This is a genomic window from Pseudomonas sp. P116, assembly GCF_020149425.1.
Classification (GTDB): Bacteria; Pseudomonadota; Gammaproteobacteria; order Pseudomonadales; family Pseudomonadaceae; genus Aquipseudomonas; species Aquipseudomonas anatoliensis.
The window spans coordinates 963702-977844 of the sequence record NZ_JACVHB010000001.1 but is presented as its reverse complement, the minus strand read 5'-3'; the positions used below and the strand labels follow the sequence as shown (position 1 = coordinate 977844).

Annotated in this window: 14 protein-coding genes and 1 pseudogene; 7 read left to right on the top strand and 8 right to left on the bottom strand. The window is 59.5% G+C overall.

Annotation, left to right across the window (positions count from 1 at the left end):
* Window positions 1–124 precede the first annotated feature (124 nt).
* The gene (ung, locus tag ICA15_RS04770; RefSeq protein ID WP_042561972.1) at window positions 125–817 is read left to right on the top strand and encodes a uracil-DNA glycosylase; all 693 of its coding nucleotides are present in this window, start codon (window positions 125–127) and stop codon (window positions 815–817) included.
* 106 nt (window positions 818–923) lie between these two features.
* Here ung and ICA15_RS04765 read toward each other — a convergent pair whose 3' ends face one another.
* From ICA15_RS04765 to ICA15_RS04745, 5 genes are all read right to left on the bottom strand, one after another.
* Window positions 924–1958 carry an AbrB family transcriptional regulator gene (locus tag ICA15_RS04765; RefSeq protein ID WP_210553911.1) on the bottom strand — a complete coding sequence of 345 codons (1035 nt, stop codon included), beginning with the start codon at window positions 1956–1958 and terminating at the stop codon, window positions 924–926.
* Window positions 1951–3465 carry a tripartite tricarboxylate transporter permease gene (locus ICA15_RS04760; RefSeq protein WP_210553767.1) on the bottom strand — a complete coding sequence of 505 codons (1515 nt, stop codon included), beginning with the start codon at window positions 3463–3465 and terminating at the stop codon, window positions 1951–1953. The genes ICA15_RS04765 and ICA15_RS04760 overlap by 8 nt, the downstream gene beginning before the upstream one ends.
* A 1-nt stretch (window position 3466) precedes the next feature.
* The gene (locus ICA15_RS04755) at window positions 3467–3925 is read right to left on the bottom strand and encodes a tripartite tricarboxylate transporter TctB family protein (protein WP_210553766.1); all 459 of its coding nucleotides are present in this window, start codon (window positions 3923–3925) and stop codon (window positions 3467–3469) included.
* Window positions 3926–3983: 58 nt separating this feature from the next.
* Complete coding sequence (locus tag ICA15_RS04750) at window positions 3984–4961, bottom strand: Bug family tripartite tricarboxylate transporter substrate binding protein (RefSeq protein WP_150594383.1); 978 nt, start codon at window positions 4959–4961, stop codon at window positions 3984–3986.
* A 100-nt stretch (window positions 4962–5061) separates the two neighbouring features.
* Entirely contained in the window at window positions 5062–6354 is a 1293-nt protein-coding gene (locus ICA15_RS04745) for an OprD family porin (RefSeq protein ID WP_210553765.1), read from the bottom strand.
* Between the two features lie 236 nt (window positions 6355–6590).
* On the opposite strand from ICA15_RS04745, the gene ICA15_RS04740 reads away from it, so the two are divergent.
* Window positions 6591–7262, top strand: coding sequence for a response regulator (locus tag ICA15_RS04740; RefSeq protein WP_042558060.1), 672 nt, complete (start codon window positions 6591–6593; stop codon window positions 7260–7262).
* On the top strand, window positions 7255–8640 hold the full coding sequence (locus tag ICA15_RS04735) for a sensor histidine kinase (RefSeq protein WP_210553764.1): 1386 nt from the start codon (window positions 7255–7257) through the stop codon (window positions 8638–8640). The genes ICA15_RS04740 and ICA15_RS04735 overlap by 8 nt, the downstream gene beginning before the upstream one ends.
* A gap of 118 nt (window positions 8641–8758) precedes the next feature.
* On the opposite strand, the gene ICA15_RS04730 is transcribed toward ICA15_RS04735, so the two are convergent.
* Both ICA15_RS04730 and ICA15_RS04725 read right to left on the bottom strand, forming a co-directional pair.
* Entirely contained in the window at window positions 8759–9580 is an 822-nt protein-coding gene (locus tag ICA15_RS04730) for an HDOD domain-containing protein (protein ID WP_210553763.1), read from the bottom strand.
* A 35-nt stretch (window positions 9581–9615) separates the two neighbouring features.
* Window positions 9616–10557 (bottom strand): YgfZ/GcvT domain-containing protein, encoded by a 942-nt coding sequence (locus tag ICA15_RS04725; protein ID WP_210553762.1) that lies wholly within the window; start codon window positions 10555–10557, stop codon window positions 9616–9618.
* 150 nt (window positions 10558–10707) lie between these two features.
* Between ICA15_RS04725 and ICA15_RS04720 the strand changes: the two genes are divergently transcribed.
* Window positions 10708–10962, top strand: coding sequence for a succinate dehydrogenase assembly factor 2 (locus tag ICA15_RS04720; RefSeq protein ID WP_042558064.1), 255 nt, complete (start codon window positions 10708–10710; stop codon window positions 10960–10962).
* Window positions 10946–11398 (top strand): protein YgfX, encoded by a 453-nt coding sequence (locus tag ICA15_RS04715; RefSeq protein ID WP_210553761.1) that lies wholly within the window; start codon window positions 10946–10948, stop codon window positions 11396–11398. Before ICA15_RS04720 ends, ICA15_RS04715 begins: the two co-directional genes overlap by 17 nt.
* Here ICA15_RS04715 and ICA15_RS04710 read toward each other — a convergent pair.
* Window positions 11367–11558 (bottom strand): annotated as a pseudogene (locus ICA15_RS04710) (L-aspartate oxidase); the annotation flags it as partial. The gene ICA15_RS04715 and the pseudogene ICA15_RS04710 sit on opposite strands and share 32 nt — an antisense overlap.
* A 43-nt stretch (window positions 11559–11601) precedes the next feature.
* Between ICA15_RS04710 and ICA15_RS04705 the strand changes: the two are divergent.
* Window positions 11602–13086: a tyrosine-type recombinase/integrase gene (locus ICA15_RS04705; RefSeq protein WP_210553760.1), complete on the top strand. Its 1485-nt coding sequence runs from the start codon at window positions 11602–11604 to the stop codon at window positions 13084–13086.
* Window positions 13087–13414: 328 nt separating this feature from the next.
* Window positions 13415–14029 (top strand): Bro-N domain-containing protein, encoded by a 615-nt coding sequence (locus ICA15_RS04700; protein WP_126360729.1) that lies wholly within the window; start codon window positions 13415–13417, stop codon window positions 14027–14029.
* The last annotated feature ends 114 nt before the right edge of the window (window positions 14030–14143 follow it).

The following is a 14143-nucleotide window of genomic DNA, read 5'->3' as shown; positions in this document are numbered from 1 at the left end:
CGATCGGAAATTTGAACGATCAGTATGATCGCTGCGTGGGAAAGTGCCGGATCTGCATCAGATCAATTGACAAGCGTGGCCGGCTTTCCTAGGGTTCGCCCCATTGTTTTTGCCGGGTATGACCATGACTGCTGACGACCGTATCAAACTCGAACCGAGCTGGAAGGAGGCACTGCGTGCTGAATTCGACCAGCCTTACATGGCAGAGTTGCGCAACTTTCTGCAGCAGGAACAGGCGGCCGGCAAGGAAATCTATCCGCCACGGCCGCTGATTTTCAATGCGCTGAACTCCACTCCGCTGGATAAAGTGAAAGTGGTGATCCTCGGCCAGGACCCCTACCACGGCCCGGGCCAGGCCCACGGCTTGTGTTTCTCGGTGCAACCGGGCGTGCCAGCGCCGCCGTCACTGGTCAACATCTATAAAGAGTTGAAACGCGACCTGAACATCGACATCCCCAGCCACGGTTACTTGCAGAGCTGGGCGGATCAGGGCGTGTTGATGCTCAACACCACCATGACCGTCGAGCGCGCCAACGCCAATGCGCACAAGGACAAGGGCTGGCAGTTTTTTACTGACCGGATCATCGAACTGGTCAGCGAGCGGCAACCGCATCTGGTGTTCATGCTGTGGGGCGCCCATGCGCAGAGCAAGCAGAAGCTGATCGATGCGACCAAGCACCTGGTGCTTACTTCGGTGCATCCGTCGCCGCTGTCGGCTTATCGTGGCTTTCTGGGATGCGGGCACTTCGGCCGGACCAACAAGTTTCTTGAGCAGAATGGCGAGACGCCGATTGAGTGGCGGTTGCCGCCGGTTTGATGTTGGCCTGAAGGGCCCCATCGCTGGCAAGCCAGCTCCCACAGGGTTTTGCGGTGTGCACATAATCTGTGGGAGCTGGCTTGCCAGCGATGGGGGCAACTCGGTCTTACTCGGGATTACGATTCCAGTATTTGAACAACGGCTCCGCCAGAAACAGCACGAACAACAGCCGCATCACCTGCATCGCCGTCACCAGCGGCACCGACAGTTGCAGGGTCTCCGCCGTCAGGCTCATCTCGGCGATACCACCGGGCATCATGCCCAGCGTCAGCGAACGCAGATCCAGATGGGTTAAAGCGCTCAATCCCAACGCCGCCAGGGTCGCAATCAACATGGTCAGTGCCGTGCCGATCAACGTGCGGCCCATGAATGACGGCGCACGCCTGAAAAACTGTCGATTGAAGTGACAACCCAATCCGCTGCCGATCAACCACTGGCCAATCTGACTGCCGCCATCGGGCAAGCCGATGTGCAGATCCCAACCGATGCTCAGCGCCGCACTCACCAGCAACGGCCCGAACAGCCATGGATTGGGTTGACGCAGACGCTGCCAGATCCAGGCGAGCAGGGCGCCCGCCGGAAACAGAATCGCCAGCCAGCGCCAATCGACGCTGCCGGCATGAGAAATCGGCGTGCCGTCGCCAAGCAAATACTTGAACGCGGCCGGCACACATAAAACCACCACCAACACCCGCAAGCTTTGCCCCGCCGCGACATGGCTGAGCATCGCGCCATTGCGTGCGCCGAGGTTGACCATCTCCCCGGAGCCACCGGGCATGCTGGAGAAAAACGCCGTGGCGCGATCCTCACCGGTGCGGCGCATCAACCACACGCCAACCACCGCCGACAAACTGGTGACCAGCGCACCGAAGAAGATCAAACCGAAATGACTCAGCACCTGCTCCATCACCACCGGGGTGAAGTGCAGGCCAATGCCGATGCCGACGATCCACTGGCCGCATTTACGCCCGCCAGGGATTTCCGTCAGTTGCCACGGAGTCAGGCAGCGCACGAGGATGATCGCCAGCAACGAGCCGACCATCCATGGCAGCGGCCAGCCGATCTGGCTGGCGAGGTAACCGCCAAGCAGACCGACCAGCGGGGTTCCCCACCAGGATTTTAGCGACAGCCGATCAAACATCGGCAACAGCGCGCCGGGCGACCGAACGTTTGCGCCAGATGCGCAGCAGCGGCACTAGCAACATGATCGCGGTCAGTACCCAGACCCCGAAGGTGATCGGGCTCGACCAGAGGATTTCCAGTGCGCCGTTGGAGATCGACAGCGCGCGACGCAGGTTTTGCTCCATCAGACCACCGAGGATGAAACCCAGCAGAACCGGCGACAACGGGAAGTCGAGCTTGCGCAGGATGTAACCGAAGATGCCGATGCCGACCATCAGGAACAGATCGAAGGTGGTCGCGTGTACCGCATAGACGCCGATGCCGGTGATGATCGCGATGACTGGCACCAGTGCCCAGTTCGGCACGGCGAGGATGCGGGTGAAGATGCGGATCATTGGAATGTTGAGGATCACCAGCATGATGTTGGCGACGAACAACGACGCGATCAGGCCCCAGACGATGTCCGGTTGTTGCTGGAACAACAGCGGCCCCGGAGTGATGTTGTACAGCGACAGCGCGCCGATCATCACCGCCGTGGTACCCGAACCCGGCACGCCCAGCGTCAACATCGGCACCAGTGCGCCACAGGCCGAAGCACCGATGGCGGTTTCCGGTGCAGCGAGGCCACGGGCATCGCCCTGACCAAATTTGCCGCTGGTACCGGCGATGCGTTTTTCGGTCATGTAGGCCACGGCACTGGCCAGCGTCGCGCCGGCACCCGGCAACACGCCCATGATGAAGCCGAGCAGGCCGCAACGGATGTTCACGGTGAACACCGACGCCGCTTCCTTGAAGTTGAACATCATCCGGCCGGTAGCTTTTACCGCTTCTTGGCCGCGATGGGTTTTCTCCAGCAGCAACAGAATTTCGCTGATCGAGAACAGGCCCAGCACCAGTACGACGAATTGAATCCCGTCGGTCAGGTGAATGTTGTCGCCGGTGAAGCGGTACACGCCGCTGTTGGCGTCGATGCCGACCGTCGACAGGAACAAACCGATCAACGCCGCAATAAACGTCTTCAGTGGTCGATCACCGGCCATTCCGCCGAGACAGACAATCGCAAACACCATCAGCACGAAGTATTCCGCCGGGCCAAAAGCAATCGCCCATTTCGCCAGCAGCGGGGCGAACAGCACCATGCCGCACGTGGCGATGAAAGCGCCGATAAACGAGCTCCATGCCGACAACGACAGCGCCACACCGGCCATGCCTTTGCGCGCCATCGGGTAGCCGTCGAGGGTGGTCATTACGGTAGAGGCTTCGCCCGGAATGTTCAGCAGGATCGAGCTGATCCGGCCGCCGTATTCGCAGCCCAGATACACCGCCGCCAGCAGAATCAATGCCGATTCCGGCGGCAGGCCGAGGGCGAATGCGATCGGGATCAGCAGCGCCACGCCGTTGATTGGGCCCAGCCCCGGCAGCAGGCCGACGACGGTGCCGATCAGCGTGCCGCACAGCGCGGTCACCAGGTTGTAGGGGCTCAGCGCGACGCCGAAACCCTGACCCAAATAGCCAAGAGTATCCATATCAGTTCTCCAGAACGTCGAGCAGGCCGAGGGGCAGCGGAACGTCCATCACACGGTCGAACAGCAGGTAAAGACCGATGGCCATCAGGGTGGTCACCACGATGCTCGGCATCCAGCGACCGCCATACAGACGCGCCATCGGAATGCCGATCAGCATGCTGCTGAGAATGAAGCCCAGCGGTTCGAAGAGGCCGGCGAACACCAGCAACAGCACGACGCAGATGCTGATCTTGGTCAGCGTCTGGCGATCCAGTGGCGGCTCGTCTTCAGTGTGTTTGATCGGCGCCGGGCGGAACACCATGTACAACAGCGCTGCGCCCATCAGGCCGAGCATCAGCAGAGGGAAGGCGCGTGGGCCCACCGGTTCGTAGGAAAAAGCCGCTTGGTACGGCCACGCCATCAGTGCCAGGCCGACACAGGCCAGCAATAGCACCGAAGCGAAAATGCGTTGTAAGAGCATGGGAAACTCCTGTGCCGCCGCCCCGCGAACGGGGGCCGCAGCCGCTAGACAGAGACGATCACTGAATCAGGCCGAACTCTTTGGCCAGCACTTTGTAGTCCGCAACCTGCTTCTTCACGTAGGTGTCCAGTTCCGGGCCGGTCATGGCAAATGGGAACAATTCACGCTGATCGCGCAGCTTGGCGAACTCATCGGAGGCCAGCAGTTTGTCGAACGAATCCTTCCACCAGGCGTAGTCTTCATCGCTGACTTTTGGCCCCAGGTAGAAGCCGCGAACCACCGGCCAGACGATGTCGTAGCCCTGCTCGCGAGCGGTCGGGATGTCTTTCATTTCCGGTTCGTCGAGACGCTTGTCGGAGAAGACTGCGAGCAGGCGCATGTCCCCGCTCTGGATGTGCGGCATGGAGTCGGAAATATCGGTGCTGCCGACCTGAATGTGGCCGCCGAGCAGCGCGGTGGCGATTTCGCCGCCACCTTCGAGGGCGACGTAACGCAGTTCGCGCGGGTTGATCCCGGCAGCCTTGGCGATCAGTGCGGTTTGCATCCAGTCCTGGCTGCCGACGGTGCCGCCGGAACCGATGACCACGGAGCCGGGATCTTTCTTCAAGGCCTGAACGAGATCGTCGAGGGTCTTGTAGGGCGAATCGCTTTTCACTGCGATGGCACCGTAGCTGGTGCCGACTGCCGCGAGCCAGCGCACGTTGGTCTCATCGAAGCGTCCGAACTTGCCTTGCGCCAGGTTCAGCAGCGAACCGCTCGACCACGCCACCAGCGTGCCGGCATCGGCTGGCCGCTGCGCAACCACTGCGTTGTAAGCCACCGCGCCAACACCGCCGGGCATGTAGGTCACGCGCATCGGTTTGGACAGCAGTTTTTCGTTGACCAGCGCGCTCTGCACCAGTTTGCAGGTCAGGTCGAAACCACCGCCGGGCGACGCCGGAGCGATACATTCCGGACGCTTCGGTTCGGCCATGAGTTGGCCAGCGAACAGCACGCAACTGGCGGCGAGTGCAACTTTACGCAGTGACAGGTTCATTCGATTCTCCACGGTTTCTTGTTGTAAGGCTTTATGTAGGAGCTGCCGCAGGCTGCGATCTTTTGATCTTCCGATCACAGCACCCCGGCGTTTCAATCAATTACCAAAGGGCAACGCTATAGCTCACCAGCAGACGCACTTCATCGGCATCGCGAGCGGAGTAGTTGGAGCGGTAGGTGGCATTGCGCAGGCGCACAGCGACGTCCTTCAAGGCGCCGCTTTGTACTACATATTTGATCTCGGTGTTGCGCTCCCACTCTTTGCCTTCTTCGCCGCTTTTGAGCTTGATGTTGTCACCGCTCAAGTAACGGCTCATGAAGCTCAGGCCGGGAATGCCAAGTTTGCTGAAGTCAAAGTCGTAGCGCGCTTGCCACGAGCGTTCTTCGGCGCCGGCGAAGTCGTTGATCTGCACGAAGTTGACCAGATACGGGTCGCTGCCATCGACATAGGGGAAAGCGCTGTCGCCGGACATGTGCTGATAACCGGCGCTGAACTTGTGGCCGCTCAGGGCATAGCTGACCAGGCCGTTGAGCGAGCGGTTGTCGATCTCGCCGCCACGGGCCGCACCTTGATCGTCACTGACGGCAAAACGCAGGTCGGTGGCAAACGTGCCGGGACCCATCGGGCGCGAGGCAACCAGGCCGAAGAAGTGCTGGTTGTAAACTTCGTCGAGTTGCGCGAAGTGGTAACTGCCGGTGATCTTGTCGGTGAACTTGTAATCAACGCCGCCAAAATCGAAGTGCTTGCCGGCAGCGGTGCCAGCAAAGCGGCTGTTCTTGTTGTTGAGCGCAATGTCCTCGAAATCGGTGCTGTCGCGATCCTTGGCTTTCTCCAGACGCCCGCCCGTGAACGTCAGATTCTTGATCTCTTTGGAGGTCAGCAAGCCGCCTTCAAAGGTCTGCGGCAGGATGCGTCCGTCGTTGGGCTTGAGGATCGGCAGTTCGGGAATCAGGCTGCCGATTTTCAGTTCCGTGGCAGAGATTTTCACTTTGCCGGTCAGGCCGAGTTTCGAGTATTCGTCCGCCGCGCGCCCGTCGTCGTGGGTCGGCAACAGGCCGGTGCCGGTGCGGTCCGGACTCGAATCAAGTTTCACACCGAGCATGCCCAACGCATCGACACCGAACCCCACGGTGCCGTCGGTGTAGCCCGATTGCAGATTGAGCATGAAGCCCTGAGCCCATTCATCGCGTTTGGATTGCTGGGCGCTGGTGCCATCGCGAAAGTCTCGGTTGAAATACATGTTGCGGGTTTCGAAGGTGGCGCTGCTGTCTTCAATGAAGTCGGCAAAACTCAACGGCGAAAAACCCGCGAGGGCGGTTGCACTGGCGAGGGCGGTGTGGCGGAGACGGGAAGGGCGAACAGGCACAAGGACCTGGGACTGCATGGACGGCATGCGGGTGTACTCCGATTATTGTTCTTATTGGTCGAAAACGCTTCGTGGCGTTTTTCGTAGCGCTGTGTGGCAGCAGCGACGGCAGTCGAAACTGTCCGTAGGCCGACTCTAACGGCCTAACCTTTCGCTAACCTTTCAGCTGACTTTCAATGTTTTCGGGCTTCACAGTGGCGGTTGCGGCTGTAAACTCCGCGGCAAAGAGTGGCGTCGGCCATCCCTGAACGAGGTAAAAATCCATGCGTGTTCTGCTCGTCGAAGACCATCTGCAACTGGCCGAAAGCGTCGCCCAGGCGCTCAAGAGCACCGGTCTGACCGTGGATGTGTTGCACGATGGCGTGGCTGCCGATCTGGCGCTGGGCAGTGAGGAATACGCCGTGGCGATCCTCGATGTCGGCCTGCCGCGCATGGACGGCTTTGAAGTGTTGGCGCGGTTGCGGGCTCGCGGAAAAAATCTGCCGGTGCTGATGCTGACGGCGCGCAGCGATGTGAAAGATCGGGTGCATGGCCTCAATCTTGGCGCCGACGACTACCTCGCCAAGCCGTTCGAACTGACCGAACTGGAAGCCCGGGTCAAAGCGCTGTTGCGACGCAGTGTGTTGGGCGGTGAACGCCAGCAGCGCTGCGGGGTGCTGGCCTATGATCTCGACACCCGACGTTTCTCCCTCGGTGAGGAACTGCTCACGCTGACGTCCCGCGAGCAAGCCGTGCTTGAAGCGCTGATCGCCCGGCCGGGGCGAGTCATGAGCAAAGAGCAACTGGCCGCGCAAGTGTTCGGTCTGGACGAAGAGGCCAGCCCCGATGCCATCGAAATCTACGTGCATCGCTTGCGCAAGAAACTCGACGGTCAACCGGTAGCGATCGTGACCTTCCGCGGCCTCGGCTATCTGCTGGAAAGCCGCGATGCATAAGCCCAGCAGCCTGCGCTGGCGATTGCTGTGGAACCTTGCGTCGTTGCTGGTGGTGTTGATGCTCGCCAGCGGCTTGAGTGCTTACTGGAATGGTCGCGAGGCGGCCGACACCGCGTATGACCGCACATTGCTGGCTTCGGCGCGAACCATTGCCGCCGGCCTTTCGCAACGTGATGGCAGCCTGAGTGCCGACGTGCCTTACGTGGCCCTCGATACCTTCGCTTACGATAGCGCCGGACGCATTTACTACCAGGTCAACGACATCCATCAAAAGCTGATTTCCGGCTACGAAAATCTCCCCGGGCCACCACCCGGTACGCCAAGAACTGACAGCTATCCGGCGCTGGCGCGTTTTTACAATGCCACCTACAAGGGGCAGAACGTGCGCGTGGTCAGCCTGCTCAAGGCAGTGAGCGAGCCGAACATGAACGGCATGGCGGAAATCCGCGTGGCCGAAACCGACGAAGCCCGGGTCAGCATGGCGCGCAGTCTGGCGGCCGATACGTTGTTGCGATTGGGCATGTTGGCGATTGGCGCCTTGCTGTTGGTCTGGTTTGCCGTCAGCGCCGCACTGCGTCCGCTGGAGCGCCTGCGCACGGCAGTCGAGGAACGCCAACCCGATGACTTGCGGCCATTGCCACTGGTGGAAGTGCAGCATGAGCTCTGGCCGCTGGTGCGCGGGCTCAACCATTTCACCGAGCGCCTGCGTGGCCAGTTCGAGCGCCAGGCGCAGTTCATCGCCGACGCGGCGCATGAGTTGCGCACACCACTGGCGGCGTTGAAGGCGCGGCTGGAATTGGGGCTGCGTTCAAATGACCCGCAGCTCTGGCGGACGACGCTGGAATCTTCGGCGCAAGGCACCGATCGCCTGACCCATCTGGCCAATCAATTGCTGTCGCTGGCGCGCGTCGAAAATGGCGCCCGAGCGATTGCCGAGGGCGGTGCGCAGTTGCTCGATCTGAGTCAGTTGGCCCGCGAGTTGGGCATGGCCATGGCGCCACTGGCGCACAAACGCGGGGTGGCGCTGGCGCTGGAGGCCGATGAACCGGTGTGGCTGCGCGGCGAGCCGACGCTGCTGAATGAGTTGTTGAGCAATCTGGTGGATAACGCCTTGGCGCACACGCCGCCGGGCGGCAATGTGATCTTGCGCGTGCTGACCCCGGCAGTGCTTGAGGTTGAGGACGACGGGCCGGGGATTCCGCTGCAAGAGCGCGATCGCGTGTTCGAGCGCTTCTACCGACGTAATCAGCAGGTGGCGGGATCGGGATTGGGTCTGGCGATTGTCGGCGAGATCTGCCGGGCGCATCTGGCGCAGATCACGCTGCATGATGGTGAGCAGGCGGGGCTGAAGGTGCGGGTGAGTTTTATTGCCGGGTGAATTGTGTTGATTGCGTTGGCCTCATCGCCAGCAGGCTGGCTCCCACAGCGGATTTGTCTCAATCACAGATCCAGTGTGGGAGCTAGCCTGCTAGCGATGGCAGCACCAAGGTCTTGGATCAGTAAAACATCGAGCGCGATTCTTCCAGATCCGCACAAAGCGCCTTGTTATCCGGATCAATCCCAAGCTTCCTGAACGCCGGAACACTCAGCGGATCAATCCGCGCAAACGGATGGTCAGTGCCCTTGTGGCAATACAGGCTCGCCACCTGCACCAGATCGACGTAATCGATCTGCGCCGAGTCGCGTTTGAGATCCTGATACAGCCCCGGCAGCTCCACCAGTCGTTCCGGAAAGTCCCAGACGCGTAGCAGCTTGTCGCCCAGCAACGGATGAAGCTGGTCGATTACATGGTTGAGGCTGACCGGGTCCGACAGCAGTTCATAGTGGTCTTCGGCGTAGGTCAGAATCGGCAGCACGCCGATCTGATGCACCAGCCCGCCCAGCGCCGCCTGATCCGGCTTGAGCTGGGTGTAACGACGACACAACGCATAACTGACCCCGGCGATTTCCAGGCTCTTGCGCCAGACTTCGCGCATTTTCTGTTCCACCACCTCGGAACTGGCGTGGAAAATCTGCTCCATCACCAGACCGATCGCCAGGTTACTGCTGTAGTTGATGCCCAGGCGGGTGATGGCGGTGTGCAGGTCGGTGACTTCCTGCGCCGCGCGCAGCAGAGGGCTGTTGACCACTTTGATCAGGCGCGCGGACAGCGCCGTGTCACGGCCAATAACTTTGCTCAGCTCGCTGACGCTGATTTCCGGATCTTCCGCAGCCTTGCGAATTTGCAAGGCTACTTCCGGCAGTGTTGGCAGAACCAGGTCATCTTTATCGATGGCCTCAACCAAATCCTGTTGGATCTTATCCGCCAGTTCGTTCATTTAGGCTCTCTAGGGTGTTGCAACAAATGCTGCGATCAGCGCTGGATTTCGCGGTCGCGATCCAGTTCGTAGGGCAAATCGAGCAGATGCAGCGCAGGCCCTTCGAGGGTGCCCAGATGCAGATCACCCGCTTCTGCAGCTTCGGCCTGCAACACTGCCAGTAGTTCAATGTTTTGCCCGGCGTTGGCAGCCAGTACGACTTCGCCGATCGAGCTGTTGTGGCTCGGCGCGAACAATGGCGTGCCGGGTTCCGGCAATTGTGCGGCGTCGAGGCTCAAGCGATACAGGCGGCGCTTGAGTTTGCCCAGGTACTGCATGCGCGCGACGATTTCCTGGCCGGTGTAGCAACCCTTCTTGAAACTCACGCCGCCGACGGCTTGCAGGTTGAGCATCTGCGGGATGAACAGCTCGCGGGTGGTCGGCATGACCTGACCGATACCGGCGCGGATCTGGCCGAGCAACCACTGGTTCAGTTCACCTTCAGGCAGGGTGATCGACAACTTGCGGCGGATGGTTTCAGCTTGATCGGCGGGTACCCACAGTTCGGCACGATCCGGCGAGACGCGAATTGCAATCAGGCCGTCGTTGCGTACCACGCTGTCGGTCTCAATCGGCAGATCCAGGCCGAGACTGCTCAGCGCTGCATCGCCCGACCTCAGTCCGAAACGCACCCAGGCGGCGCTTTCGTCGGTCAGTTTCGACTTGGAGAACACCGCGTACTTTTTCAGGTCCGCCAGTTGCGGCTCGAGCAATTCGCTGGCCATCGCCAGCAGCACACCGTCACCTTCGAGCAGAATGCGGAAACTCGACTGCATCCGGCCTTTTTGCGTGCAGCGAGCACCCAGGCTGGACGCTGTTTCGCTCAGGTAATTGATATTGCAGGTCAACTGGCCTTGCAGGAATTTTCCGGCATCCGCGCCGCGGACCGCGAGAACGCCTTCATGAGACAGGGTGCAGAAAAAAGCAGAATCGGCCATGGGTCTTCGCAGGGTAAATAGACTGGGGCACATCATAAGGGCGCGTTGTTGAAATGGGTAGTTGATAAAGGATCGGTGGTGCCCGACCAAAGCCGACTGTGCGAGCGGCATCGGGGCTGTATACTTGCCGCCAAATTTGAGGAGGGCCCCATGGTCGAACAAGTTGAACTGAATCGCCTCTTTTGGCACAGCCGTCGCGGCATGCTTGAGCTTGACGTGTTGCTGGTGCCATTTGTGCAGGAGGTTTACGCAAACCTGAATCAAGTTGATCGCGATCTGTATGTCCGTCTGTTGACTTGCGAAGATCAGGACATGTTCGGCTGGTTCATGGAGCGCAACGAGTCCGAAGATCCGGAGCTGCAACGCATGGTTCGCATGATCCTGGATCGTGTTCAGCCCAAGTAATACGTTCGAATGCCGCTGGCATGCCTCACGGCAGTTGCTGGCGGCGTATCTGTTGGCCCAGGCATTCGCTCTGGGTGCCTTGTTTGTGCTTTCAATTCCCTTGTGGGCGAGCTTGCTCGGGGCTTTCGGTTGCCTGCTTCACGGGTTTTGGGTGTTGCCGCGGCAGATTCTGCTCAGTCATCCCAAGGCAATGCGCGGATTGCGTCGAGACGGCGACGGCTGGCAATTGTGGAATCAGGCGGATGGCTGGCAAGCGGTGCAGTTGCGGCCGGACAGCCTTGCACTGCCGCTGATCGTGGTGCTGCGTTTTCGTTTGCGCGGTGAGTGGCGCGTCAGATCGATCTGCGTGCCACGGGACTCGCAGGCGACGGATTTGCATCGACGCCTGCGAGTGCGGCTCAAGTTCAGCCGACGTAGGTGGGCGGCACCAGAATAGTGTCGAGCGCTTCGGGCAGCAGGTCCGGGTAGTCGAGGGTGTAATGCAGGCCGCGACTTTCCTTGCGTTCCATGGCGGAGCTGATCATCAGTTCCGCCACTTGCGCGAGATTTCGCAGCTCGATCAAATCGCGACTGACTTTATAGTTGCTGTAGAACTCGACCCAATGAGGCTAAACCCAATGGATACAGGGGTTTCAGCCGATGAGCGTCCTCAAGAGTCCCCAAAATGGGACAAACCTGTTACAAACCGCCCTTGCCAAGCCGTACCACTATCGTCGGTCTGGCCGCTATTACCTTCGCCTTCGCCCGCAAGGCGCCACTCAAGGCTTCTTTACGTTATCGCTTAGGACCACCGATAAGGCCACCGCAATGCAAATCTCGAAGGACATCCTCAAGACCCTCTCTCTTTTCCACTTGGATAACCCAAAGGCCTCCTGGAGGGAGCTTAAAGAGCGCCTGATTACCATCGCTGAGGAGTGCCTTACGATGGCCCACGGAGACGACTCCTTGGTGGCCTATGAGATGATCTATGACGAGCTTCGGTTGTCCTTACGTGAGGCCTCGGCTAAAGAACCGTTGACCGTTGACCAACAAAGGGCTGCCGGTAAGTACGTGGAGGTCCTTGAGGCTGCTCAGGAGCGTTTGAAGGGCAGACCTCAGAAGCTGGTAGAGATCATAAGAGAGCTGAAGGGTGAGTCTTGTGGCACGTCAATGGCCCCATATCTGCCCCTATCTGTATTGCCGTCCACACCAGTGGCGCTCAGCACACCGATGACCTTCAAGACCCTCTCGGGGCTCTACATGGACGAGCGCAAAGACAGCATTCAGGCCAGCACCATGAGGGACGTGAAGTCCTCGTGTGAGGCTATCGGTTCGATCCTTGGGGACCTGAACTTGAGGACCCACACAAGGGAGGACATGAGGAATCTGAGGGATAAACTCTTGGAGGACCGCAAAGCTTCGACGGTGAAGAAGCTGCTCACCAGATTCTCGACTGTAATGGACTGGGCTGTGAACAATGGCTATCTCGAAAAGAGCCTTGATAAGGGCTTGAAGCCAACTAAGGGAGCCGATAGCTCTCGTGAGCCGTTCTCTCGGGATCAGGTGAAAGCCCTGATGGATCACGCGAAGACCCTTCCAGTAGACGCATGGCAGCGCTGGGCGTTGTCCCTTGGGGTCATCACTGGGGCTCGCATCGAGGAAATCAGGCAGTTGACCAAGGCGGACATCAAGGAGGTCCCAGGTGTCAGTGGTGCGAACCGCACTTGGGTCATCGACATAAGCAGGAACGATGGGAAGTCAGTTAAGACCAATAGCTCAGTGAGGGTCATTCCGTTGACCGATGGGGCCTATGGGTTTGATCTTCAAGCGTTCCTTGAGTTTGTCGCAAAGGCCGACTCTCGGTTGTTCACGTTGGGCGCTGGGCAGTTCTCCGGGGTGCTCAATGGGACCCTTAGGGAAGTCCTGGGCCTCAAGACTGATAGAACACAAACCTTCCACTCACTGCGTCACTCTCTCGCGGGAGCCTTGAAGGCCGCTGAGGTCCCTGTGGGCACCGCCGAGTCGATCTTGGGGCATTCCTCGGGGTCGATCAGTTACGACCTTTATGGGGCCGGGAGTGCCGTAGAGGTGGGGCGGATGGCTGAGGCATTGAGGGCAGCCTTCAAGATGGAGGCCGCACAATGAGCAAAGTGACCATCACTAACAATCCACTGGTCGCGCTTCGCTTGGGTCTACCTTTCCGGCTATGCCGTCTGCCTGACAAAGGGCCTCAATTCGGCCACGGTGTTTATATACCGCCAGGGCACCTACAGCGATTCATGACAATGCACGCTATGTCTCTAATTGAGGACTTGGAGGCCTTGGCGATACGCGATGAGATGATGCAAGAAGAAGTTGATAGGCTTCGGCTCAGTATCGACACTCGACGGGCTACTTGTGGACTTTCTCCAAGGGCACTGGTGGGGCATACCGAGCAATCGGACATAGTGGGGCGCGTGGAGGTCGCACTGTAATGACGATGAAATTCGTTAAGCAGAACTTTATGGGCATCGAACTGGATGTCCTAATTGGGCATCCTGAACATAGACTTCTGTTTATCGCTACGCAGGTCGCTAAGGCTGCTGGGTTGAAGAACCCGGCTGTAGCTATCAACGTGGCACGCCGCAACCACGGTTCTGGCGGGGCTTTGGAGACACTAATACTGCCAGATAGTATTAGTCTCCCGGTGGACTCTAAGGGCGCAGTGAATAAGGCTCGGCGCTATCGGGGTGCGGGGATGCAGCTTCTTGAGGCACTGGTGGCGGAAAACGCCACTTGTGAACTACCACTCGACCAGGGAGGGAAGAAGTACCGCATCACCACCACGCTTTTCACTGAGGCTGAGACCTATCAGATGCTCCTTCGGGGTCACGCCCCAGCCTCTGAACCATTCCGCAAGTGGGTCACTGAGGAGGTTCTCCCTTCGATCCGCAAGACTGGCACCTACAACATCCACGAAAGCGAAACTAAGGAAGCCCAGCAGTTCGCGGGGGAGTTCGCACAGCTCCACTCGGCAATCTCTGAGCTGACCAGTGAGGTCCTCAGTCTCAAGGAGATCATCGCGGGCTTCCAAAAACCCTCACTATAAGGGGAACCCAAGGATGGGACCCCGAGTGTGTGCGTGTGAGGTGAGGCCTGAATTAAAAACCCTCACTATAAGGGGGACAGGAGGATAAGCCCGCTTGGTTAAACCAAGTGGCAC

What these genes read in the sequence shown, in the direction of transcription:
- ung (WP_042561972.1), top strand. Translation starts at nt 125, where the DNA reads ATGACTGCTGACGACCGTATCAAACTCGAACCGAGCTGGAAGGAGGCA.
- ICA15_RS04765 (WP_210553911.1), bottom strand. Translation starts at nt 1,958, where the DNA reads ATGTTTGATCGGCTGTCGCTAAAATCCTGGTGGGGAACCCCGCTGGTC.
- ICA15_RS04760 (WP_210553767.1), bottom strand. Translation starts at nt 3,465, where the DNA reads ATGGATACTCTTGGCTATTTGGGTCAGGGTTTCGGCGTCGCGCTGAGC.
- ICA15_RS04755 (WP_210553766.1), bottom strand. Translation starts at nt 3,925, where the DNA reads ATGCTCTTACAACGCATTTTCGCTTCGGTGCTATTGCTGGCCTGTGTC.
- ICA15_RS04750 (WP_150594383.1), bottom strand. Translation starts at nt 4,961, where the DNA reads ATGAACCTGTCACTGCGTAAAGTTGCACTCGCCGCCAGTTGCGTGCTG.
- ICA15_RS04745 (WP_210553765.1), bottom strand. Translation starts at nt 6,354, where the DNA reads ATGCCGTCCATGCAGTCCCAGGTCCTTGTGCCTGTTCGCCCTTCCCGT.
- ICA15_RS04740 (WP_042558060.1), top strand. Translation starts at nt 6,591, where the DNA reads ATGCGTGTTCTGCTCGTCGAAGACCATCTGCAACTGGCCGAAAGCGTC.
- ICA15_RS04735 (WP_210553764.1), top strand. Translation starts at nt 7,255, where the DNA reads ATGCATAAGCCCAGCAGCCTGCGCTGGCGATTGCTGTGGAACCTTGCG.
- ICA15_RS04730 (WP_210553763.1), bottom strand. Translation starts at nt 9,580, where the DNA reads ATGAACGAACTGGCGGATAAGATCCAACAGGATTTGGTTGAGGCCATC.
- ICA15_RS04725 (WP_210553762.1), bottom strand. Translation starts at nt 10,557, where the DNA reads ATGGCCGATTCTGCTTTTTTCTGCACCCTGTCTCATGAAGGCGTTCTC.
- ICA15_RS04720 (WP_042558064.1), top strand. Translation starts at nt 10,708, where the DNA reads ATGGTCGAACAAGTTGAACTGAATCGCCTCTTTTGGCACAGCCGTCGC.
- ICA15_RS04705 (WP_210553760.1), top strand. Translation starts at nt 11,602, where the DNA reads ATGAGCGTCCTCAAGAGTCCCCAAAATGGGACAAACCTGTTACAAACC.
- ICA15_RS04700 (WP_126360729.1), top strand. Translation starts at nt 13,415, where the DNA reads ATGACGATGAAATTCGTTAAGCAGAACTTTATGGGCATCGAACTGGAT.